Raw genomic sequence first — 20,999 nt, forward strand, 5'->3', positions numbered from 1 at the left:
AGTTCAGGACTGGATTAAGTGTATGCCTCGTGATGCCGGCAGGAGTCACTGCTCGACACGAGGCCAGAGAAGGAGGTCATTGGTGACTGGTGACATCGGGTGGTTCACGCACGACCGCTTCGGGCTCTTCGTCCACTTCGGGCTCTACAGCGGGTTGGCTCGCCACGAGTGGGTGATGACCCGTGAGCGCACCCCGGCGGAGGAGTACGAGAAGAACGCCGAGTTCTTCGATCCCGACCGGTTCGATGCCAAGGCGATCGCCAAGGCGGCCAAGGCCGCGGGTATGCGCTACGCGGTCCTCACCGCCAAGCACCACGAGGGCTTCGCGCTGTGGGATTCGGCGCTCTCGGACTACAACTCGGTCGCCGTGGCCGGCCGGGACCTGGTGCGCGAGTTCGTCGAGGCCGTCCGTGCCGAAGGGCTGCGGGTCGGTCTGTACTTCTCGGTGATCGACTGGCACCACCCGGACTTCACCATCGACTACCACCACCCCCTGCGGGACCTGCACGATGCCCGCGAGCGGAACAAGTCCCGGGACATGAACCGCTACCGGGAGTACCTGCACGGTCAGGTGCGGGAGGTGCTGACCAACTACGGCCGGTTGGACTACCTGTTCTACGACTTCACCTATGTCGACCCGCACAACGGCTGGGAGGGCAAGGGGCCCGAGGACTGGGACGCCGAGAAGCTGCTGGCCATGACGCGCGAGTTGCAGCCCGGAATCGTCGTCAACGACCGCCTGGGAATCCCCGGTGACCTGGTGACACCGGAGCAGTACCAGCCCGACGAGCCGATGCGGCGCGACGGTGCGGAAGTCGTCTGGGAGGCCTGCCAGACGCTCAACGGCACCTGGGGCTACCACCGGGACAACCTGGACTTCAAGTCCTCCGACCTCTTGGTGCGCATGCTGGTGGACACGGTGTCCAAGAACGGGAACCTGCTGTTGAACATCGGGCCCGATGGTCGTGGCGCCATCCCCCCGCAGGACGCTGAGCGGCTGGCCGCCGTCGGACGCTGGATGGACGTGCACGCCCCGGCCGTCATCGGTGCCGGAGCCACCGACCTCCCCGCACCACCCGGCACGGTGCTGACCCGCCGGGAGGACCGGCTCTACCTGCACCTGCTGGTCTGGCCCTTCGGGCACCTGCACCTGCGCGGCATGGCCGACAAGGTGCGCTACGCCCGCTTCCTGCACGACGGCTCAGAGGTGCAGCGCAGCCAGATCGAGCCGGACCAGCAGGCCTGGAACACCCACCCCGGTGGACAACCACCCGGAACCCTCACCCTGCACCTGCCCGTGCAACGCCCGCAGGTCGAGGTACCCGTGATCGAACTCTTCCTGGCCCAGGCCTGACCCACCCACCGATTAACAACAAGGAGTATCGAATGAGGACGAGAAGGACTATGGCGCTGGCGGCCGCGACCAGCGGGCTGCTGGTGCTTGCCGCGTGCGGCGATGGCAACGGCGGCGGCGGCGATGCGGCAGCCGGTGACAACGGTGACGGCGAACAGCACACCGTGGTCTTCGACATGTGGGCCGGCGGGGAGAGTGAGGTCGAGGCTCTGGAGGCCCAGATCGCTCACGCCGAGGAGGAGCTGGGAGACGTCACGATCGAGTTGCGCTCCGCCCCGTGGAATGACTTCTTCACACAACTCACCACTCGGATGTCGTCCGGTGACATGGCCTGCGTGACCGGGATGAACGGCCAGCGGCTCTCCGGGTACGCCGAGGCCTTCCTGCCGCTGGGCGAGGAGGAACTCGCCACCGCCGGCATCGACCCCGCAGAGTTCACTGACGGATCGCTGGACATCATGACCCACGACGGCGTGCTGCGCGGCCTGCCGTACGACGTCGCGTCGATGATGGTGTTCTACAACAAGGACGCCTTCGACGAGCAGGGTGCCGACGAGCCGCAGCTCGGGTGGTCATTCGACGACTTCGAAACCGCGGTGCAGGATGTGCACACCGACGAGATGCCCGCCTTCGGTATCGGGTTGGGTGAGTTCCAGTGGATGTCACTGCCGATCGCTCGGGCCGAGCAGCAGCCGGTCACCGAGGCCGGGGAACTGGATCTGACCAACCCGGACTTCGTCGATGCCGCCGAATGGTATGCCGATCTCGCGCTGGAGGGGTATGGCGAGGCTCCGCCGTCGGCCTCGGAGACCGGCTGGGGCGAGCAGCAGTACGAGGCAGGAAACGTCGCCATGGCGGTGGACGGAACCTGGAACGCGGTGTCCTACCTCGATAACCAGGGCGGATTCGAGGCCGGCATGGTCGACCTTCCCTCCGGCGACGGTGGTGGCCTGGCCCTGGTCCTCGGCTCGGGTTACGGCGTGAGTGCCGACTGCGAGGACCCCGAGACTGCGCTGCGGGCCCTCGGCGCGCTGGTCGGCGAAGCCGCCCAGGACGAGATCGCCTCCTCCGGACGCTCCTACCCGGCCCGGGTCTCCTCCCAGCCGCTGTTCTTCGAAGCCCTCGATGAGGACATCCGCGACGAGGTAGAGGCCGCATTCGACGCCGCCTTCACCAACCTGGAGGGCCAGCGTTCCACCGACGACTGGGCACAGGTCAACGAGATGCTCCAGCCCAACCTCGTCTCGGTCTTCACCGGCCAGACGACCATGAGCGAGGTGCTGGAGAACGCTCAGCAGCAGTTCGGAGAGTGATGACGGCGTGACTGCGGCCACTGCTCCTCACCGGCGCGGCGGCAACCAGTTGCGAAGGATCGAGTCCCGCCAGGCGTTGGGCTTCATCAGCCCGGCCCTGGCGGGCCTCGCCCTCTTCACGGTGTTGCCCGTCGGCTTGTCCATCATCATGAGCCTGTACGACTGGCCCGCGATCGGCGAGCGGGAGTTCATCGGGTTCGGCAACTACATCAGCCTGTTCACCTCGAACCCCGACTTCCTTCCCGCGCTGCGCAACACCGCAGTGTTCACGCTGCTGTTCGTGCCACTGAACGTCACCGTTGCGCTCACCCTGGCTCTTGTTCTGGGGCCGCGGATCCGTGGACGGGCCGCTTTCCGGGTGCTGTTCTTCATCCCCGTGGTGACCCCGATCGTGGCGAACGTGCTGGTCTGGCGCATGATCCTGCAACCGCGCGGACTGATCAACGGCTTGTCCACGTCCCTGTTCGGACTGGACCTCCCCAGTTTCCTGGCCCACCCACAGTGGGCGATGATCATGGTGGTCATCATGTCCGTGTGGGCGGGCATGGGATACAACATGCTGATCTTCTCCGCAGCCTTGGAGCAGTTGCCCGAGCCCGTCCTCGAAGCCGCCCGCATCGACGGAGCGCATGGCTTCCGGATGCTGTGGAGGGTCGTCCTGCCGCTGATCTCCCCGGCCATCTTCTTCGCCACGGTGATGACGATGATCACCGCGATGCAGGTGTTCGCCCAACCCCAACTCCTCACCGGAGGTGGCCCGGGGAACGCCACCATCCCACTGGTGATGTTCATCTACAACCAGGCGTTCACGTTCCAGGAGATGGGCTTGGCCGCGGCTGCCGCGTGGATCCTGTTCGCCATCATCATCACGTTGACCGCGTTCCAGTTCCGGGCGCAGAAACGGTGGGTGCACTATGAGCACTGACGCAACGAAGGTCGAGCCCGGCACGGCTGCGGCGATCCCGGGTGTTCCGCTGAGCAGTGAGGGCGCCACCCGGCCCGGCGGCCGCGGGGTGCTCGCGCATGTCTTCATCGTGCTGGCGGCGCTGATCTTCGCCGCTCCGTTGATCTACGCCTTCTTCTCTGCGTTGAAGCCCAATGAGGAGATCTACTCCCTCCCGCCGACGCTGCTCGGCTCGGAGGTGCGGTGGGGCAACTTCATCGAGGTGTTCCGTTTCGGGCCGTTCCTCACCTACATCCGCAACTCGTTGCTGGTGGCCGTCGCCGGGACTGCGGTGGTGCTGGCGGTCTCCACCACGGCCGGATACGCCTTCGGACGGTTGCGCTGGCGCGCCCGGGACCTGGTGTTCATCCTCTTCCTGGCCACGCTCATGGTGCCGCAAGAGGTCCTCGTGGTGCCGATGTACGAACTGATGCAGTGGTTCGGATGGGTCAACACACCGCAGGCACTGATCCTGCCGTTCGCGTTCACCGCGTTCGGCACCTTCCTGATGCGCCAGTTCTTCCGGGCGATTCCGTATGAACTCGAGGAGGCAGCCCGGGTAGACGGCGCCGGCCCGGTGCGCACCTTCCTCCTCATCATCCTGCCGTTGGCCAAATCGGCGGTGGCGGTGCTGGCGGTCTTCACCTTCATCAGTTTCTGGAACAGCTACTTGTGGCCGCTCATCGTGGTGTACGACTACTCCACGCTGGGCACCCTGCCGATCGGTTTGGCCACCTTCTCCGGCCAGTTCGGCACTCGGTGGGACCTGCAGATGGCCGCCAGTATCATCTCGATGATCCCCACGATCCTGATCGTGCTCCTCCTGCAGAAGCACCTTGTCAAGGGCATCGCGACTGCTGGGCTGGGTGGGCGTTGACCAGCAAGGACCACGTAGTACTCGGCATCGACATCGGCGGTCAGGGGATCAAGGCATGCCTACTGGACGCTGCGGGTGAGGTCCTGGAACGGGGGCGCACCCCGACGCCGCGGGGTGGGCAGGCGATGCTCGATGCCGCTGCAAACATCGGTGCGAGTCTGGTCAAGAGCCACGGCCGCCCCCTACTGGCTGCTGGTATCGGTACCGCTGGAGTGGTCCAGGACGGTGTGATCGTTGCGGCGTCCAGTTCCTTCACCGGCTGGGTGGACACCCCGGTACGGACCGCGATGCAAGAACGGTTCGGGGTGCCCGTCGTGGTGGAGAACGACGTGAACGCCTTCCTCGCCGGCGAAGCAAGCCTCGGAGCGGTTCGCGACCATCGCGATGTGCTCGGGATCGCCCTCGGCACCGGTGTGGGCGGTGCCCTCTGGTTGGGCGGCGCCTTGTACGGCGGTCCGCAGGCTGGTGCCGGGGAGGTCGGGCACATGCCCGGCTTCGGTGCCGATCCGTGCACCTGCGGTCAGTTCGGGCACCTGGAGACGCTGGCCGCCGGGCCTGCGATCGAGCGGCGCTACCGAGAACGCGGCGGCGCGGTGGTGACCGGAGGAGCGGCAGAGGTCGCTCGCCGGGCCCGGGCCGGTGACGGCGCCGCGGTTCAGGTCTTCGCCGATGCCGGTGCTGGGGTTGCCCGCGCCGCGCTCATGGTGGCCGCCATGCTGGACGTCGTGGAGGTCGTGATCGGCGGTGGCCTGGCCGGGGCGGCGGACCTGCTGGGCCCGGCGATTGATGAAGCGCTGGCCGCCGAGCCTCCGGTTTCGGGTCGGCCGATCCAGGCGCACTTCACGGCGCTTGGTTCCTCGGCTGCCGCTGTCGGCGCCGCAGTGCTTGCGTCGACGCAGGCCGCCGCCGTCACGGTGGCCTGACTGCCTGGCCCTGAGGGCGAGTGTTCCGTTGCCTGCTGCAGATGCCCTTGGGGGCACACTGCGAATGGGCGTAAGTGTGAAAGAGGAGTTGTGCCATGTTGAATTTCGAAAAGCGCCAGGGTCCGGCCTTCGCTGAAGGCGAGGCCCCGGAATATCCGCGCGCCGAGGTGCCGACGTGGTATCGCGACGCAAAACTGGGAATCTTCATCCACTGGGGGCTCTACTCGGTTCCCGCCTGGGCCACGGTCGGCGATGGTACGCAAGTGCCGGTCGAAGATGCGTATGCGCACCACAAGTATGCGGAATGGTATGGAAACACCGTGCGCATCGCCGGCAGCCCCACGCATACCCGGCACGAGGAGAAGTACGGGGTGGGCCACAGTTACGAAGACTTCGCCGACGTGTGGAACCTGGGTGACTTCGATACCTCCGAGTTCGTGCGCAGCCTCGGGGAGACCGGGGCGAAGTACGTCGTGCTGACCACCAAGCATCACGACGGTTTCTGCCTCTGGGACACTCCAACGACCGGTTTCAACTCCGCGGCCCGGGGTCCCCGGCGCGACATCGTGCAAGAAGTACATGGCGCCACTCGCGCGCTCGGACTGAAGTTCGGCACGTACTTCTCCGGCGCACTGGATTGGCACGCGAGCAACTTTCCCGCCATCGAGTCGGATGTGGATCTGTTCCGGTTCCGGCGGAACGATCCCCGATTTGCGCAATTCTCCGCCGCGCAACTGGAAGAGCTGGTCGAGCGGTTCGAGCCCGACGTCCTGTGGAACGACATCGAATGGCCGGACGCCGGTAAGGGGAGCGACTCCTACGGGTTGGCGGCACTCCTGACGCGTTACTTCGACAGGGTTCCCGAGGGTGTCATCAATGACCGATGGGGGATTCCATATCACGGTTTCCTCACCCGGGAATATACGAACGTTGACGACATACTGGAGACACCGTGGGAGTCGACACGCGGTTTGGGCCTGTCATTTGGTTATAACTCTGCGGAGTCGGCAGACCTCACGCTCACCGGGGTCGAATTGATCCATCAGCTCATCGACGTCGTCAGCAAGAACGGCAATCTGCTGATCAACGTGGGCCCTCGGGCCGATGGCACGATCCCAGAACTCCAACGCCGAACGCTTGCCGAGTTGGGCGACTGGATGGGCCTGAACGCGCGTGCGATCCACGGAACGCGGCCGTGGCTCCGTGCGGGCGATGCCGGCGAACGTGGGACGGCTCCGGTCGCGTACACACAAGGCGAAGGCACCCTTTACCTGCACGCGCTGCAGCCGGAGCAAGCGGCGGTCCGGCTACCGGAGGAGATCCGTCCCGGAAGCCGGGCGGCATGGCTCACCAAGGACGGGGATGCATCCGGGCTCGTGGCGGTGGGCGACAGCGGGCTGGTCGAGATCCCCCACTCGCTGCGGTCGGCACCGGCAGCGGTCCTGGAAGTCGTGCGCGAGAGCCGCTGACGTCACTCTCCTCCGCCTCCACTCGTTGCGCCGAGCCGGCCCTGGCGCAACGAGCGGTTTCGGATAACTCCACCACACCTGCACACGATTTCGGCTGTGGGCTGGGCGCGCCCCCATATCCTGAGCAGCATGGCCAACGAACCACCCCGCTCGCGCACCAAACTGGCGCTCATCATCGCCCTGTCGCTGGTGGCGCTGCTGATCGCGGTGCCGGTCGTGGCGTTCCTCGTGATGCAGAACCGCATCGACGACCGCATCGAACGCTTCGAGGACCCCTTCGCCGGGCGTGAGGACCGCGACTCCGGCGAGGACGACGATGACGCCGAGGAGGAGTCCGACGGCGATGACCCGGTGAACATCCTGGTGCTCGGATCGGACTCGCGGATCTCCGCCGGGGACCCCAGCCAGTGGGAGGCCGGCGGGCAGCGCACCGATGCGATCATGATCGCCCAGGTCTCCGGGGACCGGGAGTCGATGACGTTCATGTCCATCCCGCGCGACTCCTGGGTGCCGATCCCCGGCCACCCCGACGCCAAGATCAACGCCGCGTTCTCCTGGGGCGGGCCCTCCCTGATGATCGAGACGGTGGAAGACCTCACCGGCATCACCCTGGACCACATCATGGTCACCGACTTCGAGTCCTTCCAGGCCATCACCGACGAACTCGGCGGGGTGGAGATCACCCTGACCGAACCCCTGCGCAGCGGCGGCACCGACCTACCCGCCGGCACCCACCGGCTCAACGGGTCCCAGGCCCTGGACTACACCCGCCAGCGCTATGGCCTCTCCGGCGGGGACCTCTCCCGGATGCAACGTCAGCAGAACTGGATGCGCGCGATGATGGTCTCGGCGTTCAACCGGGACGTGCTCACCAACCCCGGGCGCCTGAACGACCTGCTCATCGTGGTCGCCGAGAACGTGGCGGTGGATGAATACTTCCAGATCTCCCACATGCGCAACCTGGCCCTGTCGATGCGCAACATCCGCCCCGGGGACGTCAACTTCATCTCCGCCCCGGTCACCGGGCTGGGCCGATCCCCGGACGGGGCCCAGTCCATCGTGCACCTGGACTTCGAGGCCCTGGACCAGGTGTCCCAGGCCTTCATCGAGGACCGCGCCGCGCAGTTCGTCGCCGAGAACGAGGACCTGGTCCAACTCGGCGACCTCGTGGAGTAGCCGCAACCGCCACCGGGCCACCTGGCCCGGCCCACCCGAAGGGAGCCGAGGTGCGCATCGCTGTGCTGGGCGCCTCCGGCTTCGTCGGCTCGGCAGTGCGCGCCGCCGCCCGCCACGCCGGCCACCACGTCATCGAGGTCCCGGCCCCCCGGCTGACCACCGCGGCCCGCGGCACCGATGCGGTGCACGCCCAGGCGATGATGGCCGACGACGACGCAGCCACCCTGGCCGATCGCCTCACCGAGGCGCAGGTGGTGATCAACGCCGCCGGTCTGGCCACGCCCGGCGCCGGGATGACCGATGCCGTGGTGGGCGCCAACGCACTGCTGCCTGGCGTCGTCGTCCGCGCCGCTGCGCTGGCCGGGGCGGAGCGGGTGGTGCACGTCTCCTCGGCAGCGGTCCACGGGGAGGCCCGGGTGCTGGACCCCGCCGCCCAGCCCCGACCGGCGTCACCGTACGGGTGGTCCAAACTGTGGGGCGAGCAGGTGGCGTCCGCTGCCGTCCTCCAGTCTCCGCCCACGCCCGGTGCTGGACAGCCCGAGCGAGGCGCGGGGCAGCCTGATCACGGCGTGGGACAGCCCGATCGCCGCCCGCGGCGTGGCGATCACGGCGCATCCGGCCCCACGGTGGTGACTTACCGCCCCACCTCCGTGCACGGCCCCGGCCGCAGCGTGACCGACCAGGTCCGCCGGCTCGCCCGCTCCCCGCTGGCCTGCGTGGCCGCACCGGGAGATGATCCCACCCCGCAGGTCATGGTGGAGCAGGTCGCGGCCCACGCGCTGCACCTGGCCACGGCGCCCGAGGTTCCCACCGGCCCGGTGATCCATCCCTGGGAAGGGTGGACCACGTCGTCGTTCCTGCAGCACCTGGGCGACGGCAGGCGCCCGCGGCGCATCCCACGCCCCCTGGCCCGCGCGGCGCTCGCGGTAGCCAAGACCGCCGGCCGTCTGCACCCCCGCCTGGGCGCCAACGCCCGCCGCCTGGAGATGCTCTGGTTCGGCCAGCGACAGAAACCAACCTAGTCGGACGGTTGGGCCTCGCTGTCGCGCGAAGGGGAGTGGTCCAGTGCCCAGAGAGCGATTCGCAAGTCACTCAGCCCTTCGTGGGTGAACGGGTCCTTGTCGGTGATGTCATGAATCTGCCTCAACCGGTACCGGACCGTGTTCACGTGCAGATACTCGCGCTTGGCTGTGGTCTGGGGTGAACCATCGGCTGCAATGAACTGCCGCAACGTGGACAGTAGTTGGCTCCCGCCCCGGGTGCCTTGAATCGGAACGATCACGTGGTCGATGAAGGGTCTGAGCCGCCGACTCGGCAGTTGGGCAAGCAGGGCGTCCAGGGTGGTCAACTCCTCCGCTCCCACGACGAGCCCACGCCGCCACGCGATCCGCGCCGCGATGCGGGCTTCGTTCACGGCCCGACCAACACTGCGAACCTGCACGGGTGCGCTCACCCCGCAGGCGAGACTGAGCTGCGCTGCGTGTTCTCGGACAGGGAGGTCATGCCGGGTCACCGCAAGAGTCACGTCCCCTACTTCACCGATGAGTGCAGGTACGAGCGTGCGCTCCAACCGTTCCCGCACACCTGGTGGCCATGCCGAGACCACGACGGCCTGATCCCCCCGCGCCACTGACCGGAGATCCAGCAGCACAGCACCGGGCTCGGCCAACCCGTCCGCTATCAGAGTGAGTAGGTGCCCCACGTGCAGACTTCGCGCGTGGGCGGCGCCGTGGGAACTCCCGGAGAGATTGGCGAGACGACTCTCGAGGACGATCTCGTTGATCTGGGAGAAGGAGACCCCGAACGGAACCGTCACCAAGGGCACTGTGAAGTCCCGGCAGGCCCGGACCAAGCCATCGGGGACCTCGAGGTGAACTTCGCCGAGGCCGAGGCAGATTCCACTAGGTCCAGCGTCCGCAACAGCCTGGACGAACCTGAAACACGAATCGGCATCGTGGAGGGCGCTACCGAGCGTGCAGACCAACGAGGCCGCCCGCACGTGCGGGCGGGGGTCGAGCATCTCCGTCGGATGAGCCCAGGAGATGGGTGCCGTCCCAGGCGATGGTGTGCCCGGCACCGGCTTCATCAGCAGGTCGGGGTGGTCGATGAGGTCCCTCAGGGGCGTACCCTCCTGGGTCTCTTCCACGACGAACCTCCTTGGCCCGCCATCCGCGACGGCACTCAGTACGTAGGTGAGGCAACGGTTGTATCTTCCTACAACCACCGGCGTCGATGCGGTGGATAGCACCTAAGCTTGCGAAGAAGTGTGCTCCCGATGACACGTCGTGCCCCAGACTCTCCAGTGAGATTCGACTGCATCAAGGGAGAGCAAGATGAGTCACGCCCCATCAACCAGCGCAAAGCCGGAGGCTCGCACCCTCAAGCGAGAATTCACCCTCTGGTCGTCATTCGCATTCGCTTTCGCCTTCATCTCACCGATCGTTGCGCTACACGGGATCTTCGGTCTGGCTTACATCGGAGCCGGGCCGTCGTTCTGGTGGGGATTCTTCATCGTCTTTGCCGGGCAGTTCCTCGTTGCGTTGATCTTCGCGGTGCTGGTGTCCCGATGGCCGTTGGAGGGCTCCATCTATCAGTGGGCGTCACGGCTCATGGGACCGGGTTACGGATGGTTCGCCGGGTGGTTCTATATCTGGACGCTCGTGATCGCCATGTCGACCGTCGCGCTGGGGGCCGCGGGGTTCCTCGCGGCGATCTTCGGCGTCGCGGATCAGGCAACTACAGTTGCGCTGATCGCCTTCGGCATATTGATCTTCGGTACGGGGATCAATCTCGTCGGCAGAATAGTTCTCAAAGCCTTTATGGGAATCGCCATCGTGGCAACGGTCATCGGGTCGGTAGGACTATCCATTTGGCTGCTGCTCTTCCACCGCGTCCAGAGCCTCTCGGTTCTGCTGGATGGCGGCGCAAGCATCGGGGAGAGCCTGCAGTACTTCGCCGTGGGCGGACCGTTCCTGCTCGCCCTGGCCTTCATCGGGTGGAGCTTCGTCGGCTTCGAGAGCGCAGCAGCCATCTCCGAGGAAGTCGCGGAACCCCGTCGAGACGTGCCGAAGGCGATCCTGTCTTCGCTCGTCCTCATCGCTATCGTCGTGATGTTCTCCGCGTTGGCGCTCATCCTCACGATCCCTGACGAACCCGAGCAACTCGCCGGGTGGGGAGCGGACCCCGTGTACGCAGTCTTGACCGCGCATCTGGGCACTGGTATCTCGGTCTGGATTCAGATACTTTTCGTCATCGGGTTCGTCGCAAGCTTCCTCGCATTGCAGACATCGGCCTCGAGGTTGATCTGGGCGAAGGCGCGGGACAACGCGTTGCCTGCGTCCGGCGTGCTGGTCAAACTGACGAAACGTCAACATCAGCCGATCGCGGCCGTTCTATTCACCACGGCGGTCGGTACGCTGCTCCTGCTCGTCTCGAGTTTGGCGGAGAACGTGTACGCGATCGGCGTGAATTTCACTGCCGGCGGCTTCTACCTCTCCTTCCTGTTCCCGGTCCTTGGCTTCGCCATCGTCTATCTGCGGGGGCGTTGGGTGAGTGGGAAATTCAGTCTGGGGTCAGTCACAGGGATAATCGCCATTGTTGCGACCGTGTGGGTCGTTCTACAACTGGTGAATATCGCTTGGCCCCGGGCGGTGAACGACCTTCCCGTCATGGATTGGTCGATCGTCATCGGTGCCGCGGTTCTGACGATCCTCGGATTGATCGCGTACATGGCGGTTCGCCGTAACATCCCGGACATGACGGGAGTCGAGGTGACCGATGACCAGATCGGCGAGGAGATGCGTCCCGATGGACTCGGGTGAGGCCGTGCCGGTCGCGGTGGTGACGGGCGCTGCGAGCGGCATCGGATCCTACGTAGCCCACGAACTCACCGATGCGGGGTGGGCGGTCGCCGGGCTGGACCTGAACGAGGCCCAGGGATTGGCGGCGTCATACACCGTCGATATGCACGACGCTGATGCAGTCCTGCGGGTGGTCGACCAGGTGACCAAACGGCTGGGACCCATCAGGGCTGCGGTCTCGGCTGCGGGACACTACGAGATGACGCCGGTCTCCGAGATTGACCATGACCAGTGGAACCGCATGCTCCGCGTGCATCTCGGCGGCTTCATCAACCTGACCCGAGCAGTTGCTCCTTCCATGCGCGCCGGTGGCGGCGGAGCGATTGTCGCGATCGCGAGCGAACTCGCTATCGGTGGCGGAGACCGGGACTCACACTACGGGGCTGCCAAGGGTGCTGTTCTCGGTGCTGTTCGTTCGGTCGCGCTGGAGATGATCGGTGACGGCATCCGGGTGAACGCCGTCGCTCCAGGGCCCACCGACACCCCGCTGCTGGCTCACGATTCACCCTGGCGCGAGGACGGCTTCCTGGCCACGTTGCCCAGCCGCCGACTGGCGACGCCCGCCGAGGTGTCGGCCACCGTGCGGTTCCTGGTCGAGCGTGGAACGTTCTGCGTTGGTGAAGTGTTCGGACCGAACTCGGGAGCGGTGATCTGAGTGGAAGGTAGGACTTCGGGTGGGCGTCCTGACCTAGCAGGTCGGGTCGCGCTCGTCACCGGCGCCACGGGCGGCATCGGGCGGGCTGAATCTCGGAGGCTGGCCGCCGCTGGGGCAACGGTTGCCGTCAATGCCCGGCGCAACACGCCAGAACTCCAGGCCCTTGCCGAGGAGATCGGTGGCGTCGTCGCCCCGGCAGATATCCGCGATTGGGAACAGACGCGAGCAGCAATCGCCCAGCTCGAGGGGTCGATCGGTCCCGTCAGCGTCCTGGTAGCCAACCACGCGGCGATGACGATGGACCCCCTGATCGAGGCAGACCTCGAGGACTGGTGGCACGTGGTCGACACGAACCTCGGCGGCACCTTCAACCTCATCCAGTCCGTCCTGGCAGGGATGCGCAGGATCGGAGAGGGCCGGATCGTCGTGGTCTCGAGTGAGTGGGGCGTCACCGGCTGGCGAGACGCAAGCGCGTACGCGGCGTCGAAGTCGGGCCTGATATCCCTCGTGAAGTGTCTCGGGCGTGAACTCGGGCCGGAGGGAATCATGGTTAATGCTGTGGCGCCCGGGGTGATCGACACGCCACAACTCCAGGTCGATGCCGATGCGGCGGGCCTGACGATCGAGCAGATGCACGACGAGTACCGGGAAGGAATTCCCGCCGGTCGGCTCGGTCAGCCCGAGGAGATCGCGGACCTCATCGCCTTTCTGGCCGACTTCGAACTCCGCTCCTTCGTCGGCCAGACGATCCAGGCCAACGGCGGTACCACGCGTTCACGCGTGTGAGGGCGCAACATCAGGCAGCAACCAGAGGGGTAAGGATGGATGTACGTAACCCGGGACCGATCGGACCGACGGACGGTCAACGCTCACCCCGATACGCGGGACTGACGACGTTTGCCAGGCTGCCCAGGATGTCCGACGTCGGTGAGGCGGACGTATCGGTGGTCGGGGTGCCCTTCGACGCGGGAGTGACCTTCCGTCCCGGGGCTCGGTTCGGGCCTTCTGCAATACGGGAGGCGTCGCGACTGCTTCGGCCGTACAACCCGGCCCAGGACATCTCGCCCTTCGCCACTGCCCAAGTTGTCGATGCCGGTGACCTGGACTGCAACCCTTTCGACATCGAAGCAGCGCTCAATGACATAGAGACTGGCCTGCAGCCGCTACTCGAGGGTGGCCGGCCGGCGGTCCTGCTCGGTGGGGACCACACCATCGCACTCGCTTCCTTGAGGGCGCTCACCAGAGTCCACGGTCCCGTCGCACTCTTGCACTTCGATGCACACCTGGACACCTGGGATACGTACTTCGATGCCCCCTATACCCACGGGACGCCATTCCGGCGAGCCATCGAAGAGGGGCTGCTCATCAAGGACCACTCCGCACATGTCGGAATCCGGGGATCGCTCTACGGGCGTGCGGACTTGGAGGACGACGAGCGCCTCGGCTTCACCATCGTGCATACCCGCGACTTCGATCGCGTCGGGGTCGACGCTGTGCTCGCGCGATTGTGCGAGCGGGTGGGCAATGCCCCTCTCTATGTTTCGGTCGACATCGACGTGCTGGACCCCTCGATGGCTCCGGGGACCGGAACCCCTGAGGCGGGCGGCCTGACGAGCCGCGAACTGCTGGAACTGCTGCGAGGCCTCGGCGACCTCAACGTCGTCGGCGCTGACATCGTGGAGGTGTCGCCACCGTACGACCATGCCCAGATCACGGCGGTGGCAGCCGCGCATATTGCCTACGAGTTGCTCTCGATCATGGCCGCGCAGGTGCGGCCGTGACGAACCCCGGACAGCCCTTCCCCTGGCCGGCGGGCGCCACGAGTGCTGCTTCCTTCACGTTCGATGTCGACGCCGAGTCGGCGGTGCTTGCGATCAGTCAGGCAGCGGAATCGAGACTGAGCCTGATGTCGCACCAGGCCTACGGGCCACGAGTGGGTGTGCCGCGGCTACTCGGCCTGCTCGACCGTCATCAGATTCGGTCCACCTTCTTTGTTCCCGGTATGACCGCAGAGCGTTACCCGGGGGTGGTCAGAGATATCGCGGCTGCCGGCCATGAGATCGCCCACCACGGGTACCGGCACCTGCCGCCGAGTTCGGTATCGGTTGACGAAGAAATCGTCGAACTTGATCGCGGCCTGGACATCCTCGAGGCCCTGACGGGCGCACGGCCTGTGGGCTACCGGGCGCCGATGTGGGACATGTCCACTCGCACCCCTGACCTTCTGGTGGAGCGAGGGTTCCTTTACGACTCATCCTTGATGGACGCCGATGCCCCGTACGAGTTAACGGTCGAGCACCACGCCGAGTCGCTCGTTGAGATCCCGCTGCACTGGGCACTGGACGACTGGGAGCAATACTGCTTCCTGCCCGACATTTCGATGCTGGGGCCGATCCAAACGGCTGCGAACGCCACTGCGCTGTGGCGTGAAGAATTCTACGGATTGCACGAGGCGGGTGGGTGCTGGGTGTTGACGAACCATCCGTTCCTATCCGGCAGGCCCGGGCGCGCAAAGGAACTCGGCCGACTCATGCAGGAAGTCGTGCAGACGCAGGGAGTGTGGGTGGCCACGATGGCGGAGATCGCCAACCATGCCCGCAGCATCTTCGACCAGGGATGAACTCACCAGTCACGGCCTGGCCGGGACGTGGGTGCGCAGCGTCAGTAGACTTCTCGGGCAGAGCCACGCGCGGGAGGAGTAGGCCGGGGTGCGAGCACGTTCGACGGGGAGCCGGCTGGCGTCCTCGCGGCTGGCCCGCCGGTTGCGTACCTCCGCCGGCGCCCGAATCCCGGCCATCGCGGGCTTGGGTGGCGCCCCGCGCGAACTGGACCCGCTCATCGAGGCGGTCCTGGTCGCCGTCACCCGCCGCGAACTCAGCCCGGCCGAACAGCAGACCGCCGAGCGCATCGAGGTCCGCCGGGAGGAACTCAGGGCCTCGGGCCGGATGGTGGAGTACCGCGACTACGGCGCCGGCGCTCCCACCACCGCAAGACCGACCGACGACGAGGCCGCGGCCGGGCGCCTGGGCACCCAGTCGTTGGGGCGCCTGACCACGGTGGCGAGCAAGGACCGGATGTGGGCGGCGCTGCTGATGCGGCTGGTGCGGCACACCCGCCCCCACTCGTGCGTGGAGATGGGCGCCGCGGTGGGGATCTCCGCCGCCTACCAGGCCGCCGCGCTGCAACTGAACGGGCACGGCCACCTGGTCACCTTGGAGGGCGGGCAAGCCCTGGCCGAGGTCGCCGAGGCGACCCTGGCCTCCCTGGACCTGTCCGGCATCGCCCGGGTGGTCCCGGGTCGCTTCGCCGACACCCTGCCCGCGGTCCTGGGCGAGGCCGCACAGGACTACGTGTTCATCGACGGCCACCACGACGGGCAGGCCACCACCGACTACTTCGCGCGGGTGGAAGCCGTGATGCCCCGCGGGGTGGTGGTCCTCGACGACATCGACTGGTCCGAGGGCATGCGGCGCGCGTGGCAGGAGATCAGCACCGCACCCTCGGTGGCGGCGTCGGTGGACCTGGGCCCGTTGGGGGTGTGCGTGCTGGGTGAGTCGCGCGCCCCGCTGCACTGCCGCCTGGAGTACTGACCGGGGCGCCACCGCCACCACCGTGCTCGCCCTGGACTGGCCCCTCAGACCCGCCCCGAGGTCCCGCGGCCGCGACCCCCACCCAGCGGCGCGCGCGGACCCGGCCGGCACGTCGCGCCGAGGGCGAGCCTGGCCGCCGAGGGCGAGCCCGGTAGGTATCGCCCTGGATGGCAACGATCGCCCTCGGTGGCCGGGGAGCGTGGGCGGCCCGACCCGAGGGCCCGCGGACGCTGCCCTCGCCCAGCGGGGCGCGCGGGTGCAGGCGATGCAAGGGCAGTGGTGCCTCAGTCGTCCTCGGGCGCGTCGTCGTCGGCGGTGTCGCCGTCGCCGCCGTCGTCGGGCTCGTCCTCGACGTCGAGCCCGGCGAGGATCTCCCGCATGTGGGTGACCTCGTGCTGCTGGCTGTTCAGCATCGACTGGGCCAGGTCCACCAACTCAGGGTTCTCCCCGTCCAGGATCACGTCCTCGCAGATGCTCGAGCGGGCCTGGTGCAGCGCGATCATCTGCTCCAGGTACAGCGCGTTGGCCGCATCGCCCGACGCCGGACCGAGTTCACGGAACTCGGCATCGGTCACCACCTCGGTGTCCTGCTCCTCCGGAACCTCCGCGCCCCACTCGGTGAGCATGCCCTCCAGGGCCTCCACCTCGTCGTAGTGGGAGGTGTACAGGCTCAGTGAGAGCGTGTCCACCTCCTCCACCACATCGGCCTTGGACCGGATCACCTGGTGCAACTCCAGGCTGGTGCGGTGCAGCGCGATGAGGTCCTGGGCGTGGGTGACGTCGTCGTCGCTGAACTGCGGCTCGGCCTCCGGTTCGTCCTCCGGCGCCTCCTCTTCGGCGGCGGTGGTCTCCTCGGTCTCGGTGGGCTCGGGGCGCTCCGGGGAGGGGTCGGTGCAGGAACTGAGTGCCAGTGCGGCCACCAGGGCCACCGCGGCGCTGACCAGGCGGCGGCGCATCATGCCGGGCTGGGGGTAGGAACGATCACGCGCTCCACCCTACTTGGCCCGGGTGATCTGGATGGGGACGCTGCGCCCGCGTCGCAGGGCCTGTTCCAGCACGACGAAGCGGGGCTCGGGCAGATCGGCGAACGTGCGCCGGGGCAGCGCGGCCACCTGCGCCAGCACCGGATCGGCCAGCACCTGCTCACCCAGCGCCCGGTCCCCGCCGACCACCAATCCCTGCGGCAGTTGCGGCGCGGACCCGACCGGGCCGGGCAGCAAGTGCGCCGCGGCCAACTCCACCACCGCACCCACCAGCGCATCGGCCTGGTTGCCGCGCCGGCGGGCGAACCGCTGCTGGGACCACCCGCCGGCCGCGGTGCGTGACTGCACGTACTTGGTGCCGCTCTTGTGGGAGCGCAGCCGGGGGCCTTCGGCCCGGCCGACGGCGTAACCTCCGCGGCGGATCAGCACCAGTCCCAGGTGGGTCGGCGGGGCGCACCAGGCGCTGATCGCGGCCAGCGTCGCCGCGCTGGTGGCGTCGGGGTTGGTGGCGCCCGGGTCGGGGTAGTCCGGGCTGGGGTCGTCGGGGTTGGTGGCCTCCGGGTTGGCGGCGCCCGTCGTGCCGGGTTCCTCCCCGAACCGCAGGTCGAGGCCGGCGCACTCGCCCGCGCCGCCGGAGGCACCGGAGCCGAGGGGCCACCGGGAGAACTCGGCGAGTTCCCCGTCACCGCCGCGGATCCGCACGACCTCGGCTCCGTCGTCGTCGGCCGTGCTTCGGGCCAGCACCACGGCTCCCTCGTGACGGTCGGCGAAGCCGGTGATCCACGTACCGATCCGCTCGATCGGCACGTGCACCGTACGGACGGTCATGACGTCCTCAGTGGGCCGATGCGCACCGGGGTCAGCGGGCGACGAGCCCGGCCAGTTCCTCCCCGGCCAGGTAGGCGCGCACGTTCTGCTCGATCAGCGGCTCGGAGTTGCGCGGACGCCCACCGGCCGAGTGCGGGGTGATGATCACGTTCGGAGCGGACCAGTACGGGTCGTCGGCGGGCAGCGGTTCGGTGCGGAACACATCGAGCGCGGCTCCGCCGATGCTGCCCTGGTGCAACGCCTCCAGCAGCGCCGCATCATCCACGGTGGCCCCGCGGCCCACGTTGACGAACCAGGCGTGCTGCGGCAGCGCCTCGAACACCGCGGCGTCCACGATGGCCTCGGTGCGGGGGTTGGCGGGCAGAATGTTGATCAGCACGTCGGTGCGGGGGAGTTCGTCCGGCAGGTCCGCCGCGGTGATCACCGGGAACCCGGCGCGCTCCCCGGCGGTGGAGGCCACCCCGGTCACGGTGGCGCCCATCGCGGCCATCCAGGGGGCCAGTTCCTGCCCGATGGAGCCGAAGCCCCAGATCAGCACCCGGGCCCCGGACAGGGTGGAGAAGTTGCCGGTGCGCAGCGCCTGGTTGCCGCCCAGGTGGGTCTCGTCCCATTCGTTGTTGGCCTGGTAGAGCACGCACAGGTCCAGTCGGCGGGCCGCAGCCAGCACCATCGCGAGGGTGTGCTCGGCCACCGGACCGGCGTGCAGACCCAGCCCGGAGGTCATCGTGATGTCCTCGCTGAACCCGGCGTTCACCGCGGCGTCCATGCCGGCCATCAGGCCCTGCACCCACTTCAGGTTCGGCAGTTCCGCCGGGAGTTCACCCATGCGGTGCCCGGGCGTGGCCCACAACACGATCGCTTCGGCGTCGCGGTGCTCCTGCGGGATCGGCTCGGTCACCGCGTAGGTGACGGGCTGCACCTCCTCGGGCAGGTTCAGGTCAAGGTTGATGGAGTCGGGCAGGAGCAGTTTCACGAAGGGTCCTGGGGGTCGGGGGCGGGTTCGGTGGTGGGTGCGGCGAATTCGGGACGTGGGCGTACCCAGGCCCAGACCAGGCCGGCCGTGCCCAGCACGACGCCGGCCACGGCGAGCGAGACGAGTCGGCCGTCGGCGCCGTAGCCGAGCAGGTGGCGGGCGCCGAGCACCAGCAGGACGGCCAACCAGATCAGGATGCCCACGCTGAACATCAGCACGGAGGGCACCCTGGCCGGCTGCAACTCCTGTGGTGTTCGTTCGGGGTCGAGGCTGCGCACGTCTTGATGGTAGAGCCTCGGGCTACTGCGGTGGTGCGGCGGTGGTGCTGCAGTGGTGCTGCAGTGGTGAGCCGCTGCAGTCGGGCGAGGCGCCGTCGTCGGGCACTTCCCACCTGATGGGCGGGATTGGACGGAACCGAGTTCGGCTGGCCAAGATAGTGCCCCATGGGACAATCCACGCGCGAGGATGAGCGCACCTCCGGATTCGCCGGCCTCCTGGACCGCTACTTCGAGATCTCCGCGCGTGGCTCCACCATCGGGCGTGAGATCCGCGGCGGTCTGGTCACGTTCTTCGCGATGAGCTACATCATCGTCATCAACCCGCTCATCCTGGGCACCGTGCCCGACGGTACGGGCAACTTCATCGGCGGGATCGAGGAGCTGGCCGTCCCCCGGGTGGCGGCGACCACCGCCCTGGTCGCCGGGGTGCTGTGCATCGCGATGGGTCTGGTGGCGCGATTCCCACTGGCCATCGCCGCAGGCATGGGCCTGAACGCCGTAGTGGCCTACTCGATCGCCGCGCTGCCCGACGCCGGGCTGACCTGGGCCGACGCGATGGGCATCGTGGTGCTGGAGGGCATCATCATGCTCGTCCTGGTCCTGACCGGGTTCCGGCAGGCGGTGTTCCGCGCGGTTCCGTTCGAGTTGAAGATGGCCATCAGTGTGGGCATCGGATTGTTCATCGCCTTCGTCGGCCTCGTCAACGCCGGCATCATCCGGATCCCGGCCTCCATGGCCACGCCGGTGGAACTGGGGCTGAACGGGTCGCTGGGTGGGTGGCCCTCGCTGATCTTCGTGATCGGGCTGTTCACCGCCGGCATCCTGTGGGTGCGCAAGGTTCGCGGGGCGCTGCTGATCGCGATCGTGGTCGGCACCGGCCTGGCGATGCTCGCCGAGGCGTTCCTGAACGTGGGGCGGGCCTCGGAGGACAACCCCTGGGGTTGGCAGCTCAACCCGCCCGAGATCAGCGGTGAGATCATCTCGCTGCCCGACTTCGCCCTGCTGGGCCACTTCTCCCTGCTCGGTTCGATCGAGAAGGTCGGCATCGTCGTCGTCCTGCTGCTGGTGTTCACCCTGATGCTGGCCGACTTCTTCGACACCATGGGCACGATGGTGGCCGTGGGCGCCGAGGCCAAGCTGCTGGATGAGCAGGGCAACCCGCCGCGGACCCGAGAGATCCTGGTGGTCGACTCCTTCGGCGCCATCGCCGGCGGCGCGGGATCGGCCTCGACGGCGACCGCGTACATCGAATCCGCAGCCGGTGTCGGTGAGGGTGCCCGGACCGGGCTGAGCAGCGTGGTGGTCGGCATCGCGTTCCTGCTGGCCACGCTGTTCTCCCCGATCGTGGCGCTGGTGCCTTTCGAAGCGGCTACGCCGGTGTTGGTGCTGGTGGGCTTCCTGATGATGGCCCAGGTGACCGGTATCGACTGGAAGCGCACCGAGGTGGCGATCCCGGCGTTCCTGACCATCCTGATGATGCCGCTGACCTTCTCCATCGCCGCGGGGATGGGCGCCGGGTTCATCGCCTACGTGATCATCCAGGTGGGTGCCGGCCGGATCCGCAAGGTGCACCCGCTGATGTGGGTGACCTCGCTGATGTTCGTCTTCTACTTCGTGCGCGGTCCGATCGGAACGCTGCTCGGGGGTTAGCCGGGGCGCGGGCCGGGCGCGGGGCGGCGCGGGTGGCGTGTCCGCCGGCGGCTTGGGCTTGGCGAGTGGACCGGGTGGGCCGGTGCTCCGGGTGGGTAGCTGCACCGGGTAACTGCTGCTCCGAGTG

General features: G+C 67.6%; 20 protein-coding genes. 15 read left to right on the top strand and 5 right to left on the bottom strand.

Annotated features, from left to right (window positions below; translation table 11 throughout):
* Positions 1–82: 82 nt before the first annotated feature.
* The 8 genes from ACO0LV_RS07870 to ACO0LV_RS07905 all read left to right on the top strand — a co-directional run bounded on the left by ACO0LV_RS07870 (position 83) and on the right by ACO0LV_RS07905 (position 9,077).
* Entirely contained in the window at positions 83–1,354 is a 1,272-nt protein-coding gene (locus tag ACO0LV_RS07870; RefSeq protein WP_424787335.1) for an alpha-L-fucosidase, read from the top strand.
* A gap of 32 nt (positions 1,355–1,386) precedes the next feature.
* A complete protein-coding gene (locus ACO0LV_RS07875) occupies positions 1,387–2,667 on the top strand; it encodes an ABC transporter substrate-binding protein (protein WP_424787336.1) in 1,281 nt (426 codons plus the stop codon).
* Between the two features lie 7 nt (positions 2,668–2,674).
* Complete coding sequence (locus tag ACO0LV_RS07880; protein WP_424787337.1) at positions 2,675–3,592, top strand: carbohydrate ABC transporter permease; 918 nt, start codon at positions 2,675–2,677, stop codon at positions 3,590–3,592.
* The gene (locus tag ACO0LV_RS07885; RefSeq protein WP_424787338.1) at positions 3,582–4,487 is read left to right on the top strand and encodes a carbohydrate ABC transporter permease; all 906 of its coding nucleotides are present in this window, start codon (positions 3,582–3,584) and stop codon (positions 4,485–4,487) included. The genes ACO0LV_RS07880 and ACO0LV_RS07885 overlap by 11 nt, the downstream gene beginning before the upstream one ends.
* Entirely contained in the window at positions 4,484–5,410 is a 927-nt protein-coding gene (locus ACO0LV_RS07890; RefSeq protein WP_424787339.1) for an ROK family protein, read from the top strand. Before ACO0LV_RS07885 ends, ACO0LV_RS07890 begins: the two co-directional genes overlap by 4 nt.
* Positions 5,411–5,505: 95 nt before the next feature.
* Positions 5,506–6,879 carry an alpha-L-fucosidase gene (locus ACO0LV_RS07895; protein WP_424787340.1) on the top strand — a complete coding sequence of 458 codons (1,374 nt, stop codon included), beginning with the start codon at positions 5,506–5,508 and terminating at the stop codon, positions 6,877–6,879.
* A gap of 129 nt (positions 6,880–7,008) precedes the next feature.
* On the top strand, positions 7,009–8,055 hold the full coding sequence (locus ACO0LV_RS07900) for an LCP family protein (protein ID WP_424787341.1): 1,047 nt from the start codon (positions 7,009–7,011) through the stop codon (positions 8,053–8,055).
* Positions 8,056–8,105: 50 nt separating this feature from the next.
* Positions 8,106–9,077 (top strand): NAD-dependent epimerase/dehydratase family protein, encoded by a 972-nt coding sequence (locus tag ACO0LV_RS07905; protein WP_424787342.1) that lies wholly within the window; start codon positions 8,106–8,108, stop codon positions 9,075–9,077.
* Here the strand turns inward: ACO0LV_RS07905 and ACO0LV_RS07910 are convergent.
* Positions 9,074–10,141, bottom strand: a complete 1,068-nt coding sequence (locus ACO0LV_RS07910; RefSeq protein ID WP_424787593.1) for a PucR family transcriptional regulator ligand-binding domain-containing protein — start codon at positions 10,139–10,141, stop codon at positions 9,074–9,076. The two genes, ACO0LV_RS07905 and ACO0LV_RS07910, sit on opposite strands and share 4 nt — an antisense overlap.
* A 247-nt stretch (positions 10,142–10,388) precedes the next feature.
* Between ACO0LV_RS07910 and ACO0LV_RS07915 the strand changes: the two genes are divergently transcribed.
* From ACO0LV_RS07915 to ACO0LV_RS07940, 6 genes are all read left to right on the top strand, one after another.
* Positions 10,389–11,876 carry an APC family permease gene (locus ACO0LV_RS07915; RefSeq protein WP_424787343.1) on the top strand — a complete coding sequence of 496 codons (1,488 nt, stop codon included), beginning with the start codon at positions 10,389–10,391 and terminating at the stop codon, positions 11,874–11,876.
* Positions 11,863–12,570 (top strand): SDR family NAD(P)-dependent oxidoreductase, encoded by a 708-nt coding sequence (locus ACO0LV_RS07920; protein ID WP_424787344.1) that lies wholly within the window; start codon positions 11,863–11,865, stop codon positions 12,568–12,570. Before ACO0LV_RS07915 ends, ACO0LV_RS07920 begins: the two co-directional genes overlap by 14 nt.
* Positions 12,571–13,356: an SDR family NAD(P)-dependent oxidoreductase gene (locus ACO0LV_RS07925; protein WP_424787345.1), complete on the top strand. Its 786-nt coding sequence runs from the start codon at positions 12,571–12,573 to the stop codon at positions 13,354–13,356.
* A 35-nt stretch (positions 13,357–13,391) separates the two neighbouring features.
* Positions 13,392–14,351: an agmatinase gene (gene speB / locus ACO0LV_RS07930; protein WP_424787346.1), complete on the top strand. Its 960-nt coding sequence runs from the start codon at positions 13,392–13,394 to the stop codon at positions 14,349–14,351.
* Positions 14,348–15,190 (top strand): polysaccharide deacetylase family protein, encoded by an 843-nt coding sequence (locus ACO0LV_RS07935; protein ID WP_424787347.1) that lies wholly within the window; start codon positions 14,348–14,350, stop codon positions 15,188–15,190. Before speB ends, ACO0LV_RS07935 begins: the two co-directional genes overlap by 4 nt.
* A gap of 88 nt (positions 15,191–15,278) precedes the next feature.
* Positions 15,279–16,160, top strand: coding sequence for an O-methyltransferase (locus ACO0LV_RS07940; protein ID WP_424787348.1), 882 nt, complete (start codon positions 15,279–15,281; stop codon positions 16,158–16,160).
* Between the two features lie 284 nt (positions 16,161–16,444).
* Here ACO0LV_RS07940 and ACO0LV_RS07945 read toward each other — a convergent pair whose 3' ends face one another.
* Genes ACO0LV_RS07945 through ACO0LV_RS07960 form a run of 4 tightly spaced genes read right to left on the bottom strand, consistent with a single transcriptional unit; the run spans position 16,445 to position 19,222 of the window.
* A complete protein-coding gene (locus ACO0LV_RS07945; RefSeq protein WP_424787349.1) occupies positions 16,445–17,116 on the bottom strand; it encodes a DUF305 domain-containing protein in 672 nt (223 codons plus the stop codon).
* 39 nt (positions 17,117–17,155) lie between these two features.
* On the bottom strand, positions 17,156–17,971 hold the full coding sequence (locus ACO0LV_RS07950) for an acVLRF1 family peptidyl-tRNA hydrolase (protein WP_424787350.1): 816 nt from the start codon (positions 17,969–17,971) through the stop codon (positions 17,156–17,158).
* Positions 17,972–18,002: 31 nt separating this feature from the next.
* Positions 18,003–18,944 carry an NAD(P)-dependent oxidoreductase gene (locus ACO0LV_RS07955; protein ID WP_424787351.1) on the bottom strand — a complete coding sequence of 314 codons (942 nt, stop codon included), beginning with the start codon at positions 18,942–18,944 and terminating at the stop codon, positions 18,003–18,005.
* Positions 18,941–19,222 (bottom strand): hypothetical protein, encoded by a 282-nt coding sequence (locus ACO0LV_RS07960; protein ID WP_424787352.1) that lies wholly within the window; start codon positions 19,220–19,222, stop codon positions 18,941–18,943. The genes ACO0LV_RS07955 and ACO0LV_RS07960 overlap by 4 nt, the downstream gene beginning before the upstream one ends.
* 165 nt (positions 19,223–19,387) lie before the next feature.
* Here ACO0LV_RS07960 and ACO0LV_RS07965 point away from each other — a divergent pair, with 165 nt between their 5' ends.
* A complete protein-coding gene (locus ACO0LV_RS07965) occupies positions 19,388–20,872 on the top strand; it encodes an NCS2 family permease (protein WP_424787353.1) in 1,485 nt (494 codons plus the stop codon).
* Positions 20,873–20,999: the final 127 nt, after the last annotated feature.

This window comes from Pseudactinotalea sp. Z1739, from assembly GCF_049725055.1.
Taxonomy (GTDB): Bacteria; Actinomycetota; Actinomycetes; order Actinomycetales; family Beutenbergiaceae; genus CALKWS01.

Excerpts from the sequence above, each read along its gene's own strand:
- ACO0LV_RS07900 (WP_424787341.1), top strand. The coding sequence starts at position 7,009 with ATGGCCAACGAACCACCCCGCTCGCGCACCAAACTGGCGCTCATCATC.
- ACO0LV_RS07875 (WP_424787336.1), top strand. The coding sequence starts at position 1,387 with ATGAGGACGAGAAGGACTATGGCGCTGGCGGCCGCGACCAGCGGGCTG.
- ACO0LV_RS07965 (WP_424787353.1), top strand. The coding sequence starts at position 19,388 with ATGGGACAATCCACGCGCGAGGATGAGCGCACCTCCGGATTCGCCGGC.
- speB (WP_424787346.1), top strand. The coding sequence starts at position 13,392 with ATGGATGTACGTAACCCGGGACCGATCGGACCGACGGACGGTCAACGC.
- ACO0LV_RS07950 (WP_424787350.1), bottom strand. The coding sequence starts at position 17,971 with ATGACCGTCCGTACGGTGCACGTGCCGATCGAGCGGATCGGTACGTGG.
- ACO0LV_RS07895 (WP_424787340.1), top strand. The coding sequence starts at position 5,506 with ATGTTGAATTTCGAAAAGCGCCAGGGTCCGGCCTTCGCTGAAGGCGAG.
- ACO0LV_RS07885 (WP_424787338.1), top strand. The coding sequence starts at position 3,582 with ATGAGCACTGACGCAACGAAGGTCGAGCCCGGCACGGCTGCGGCGATC.
- ACO0LV_RS07910 (WP_424787593.1), bottom strand. The coding sequence starts at position 10,141 with ATGAAGCCGGTGCCGGGCACACCATCGCCTGGGACGGCACCCATCTCC.
- ACO0LV_RS07920 (WP_424787344.1), top strand. The coding sequence starts at position 11,863 with ATGGACTCGGGTGAGGCCGTGCCGGTCGCGGTGGTGACGGGCGCTGCG.
- ACO0LV_RS07945 (WP_424787349.1), bottom strand. The coding sequence starts at position 17,116 with ATGCGCCGCCGCCTGGTCAGCGCCGCGGTGGCCCTGGTGGCCGCACTG.
- ACO0LV_RS07915 (WP_424787343.1), top strand. The coding sequence starts at position 10,389 with ATGAGTCACGCCCCATCAACCAGCGCAAAGCCGGAGGCTCGCACCCTC.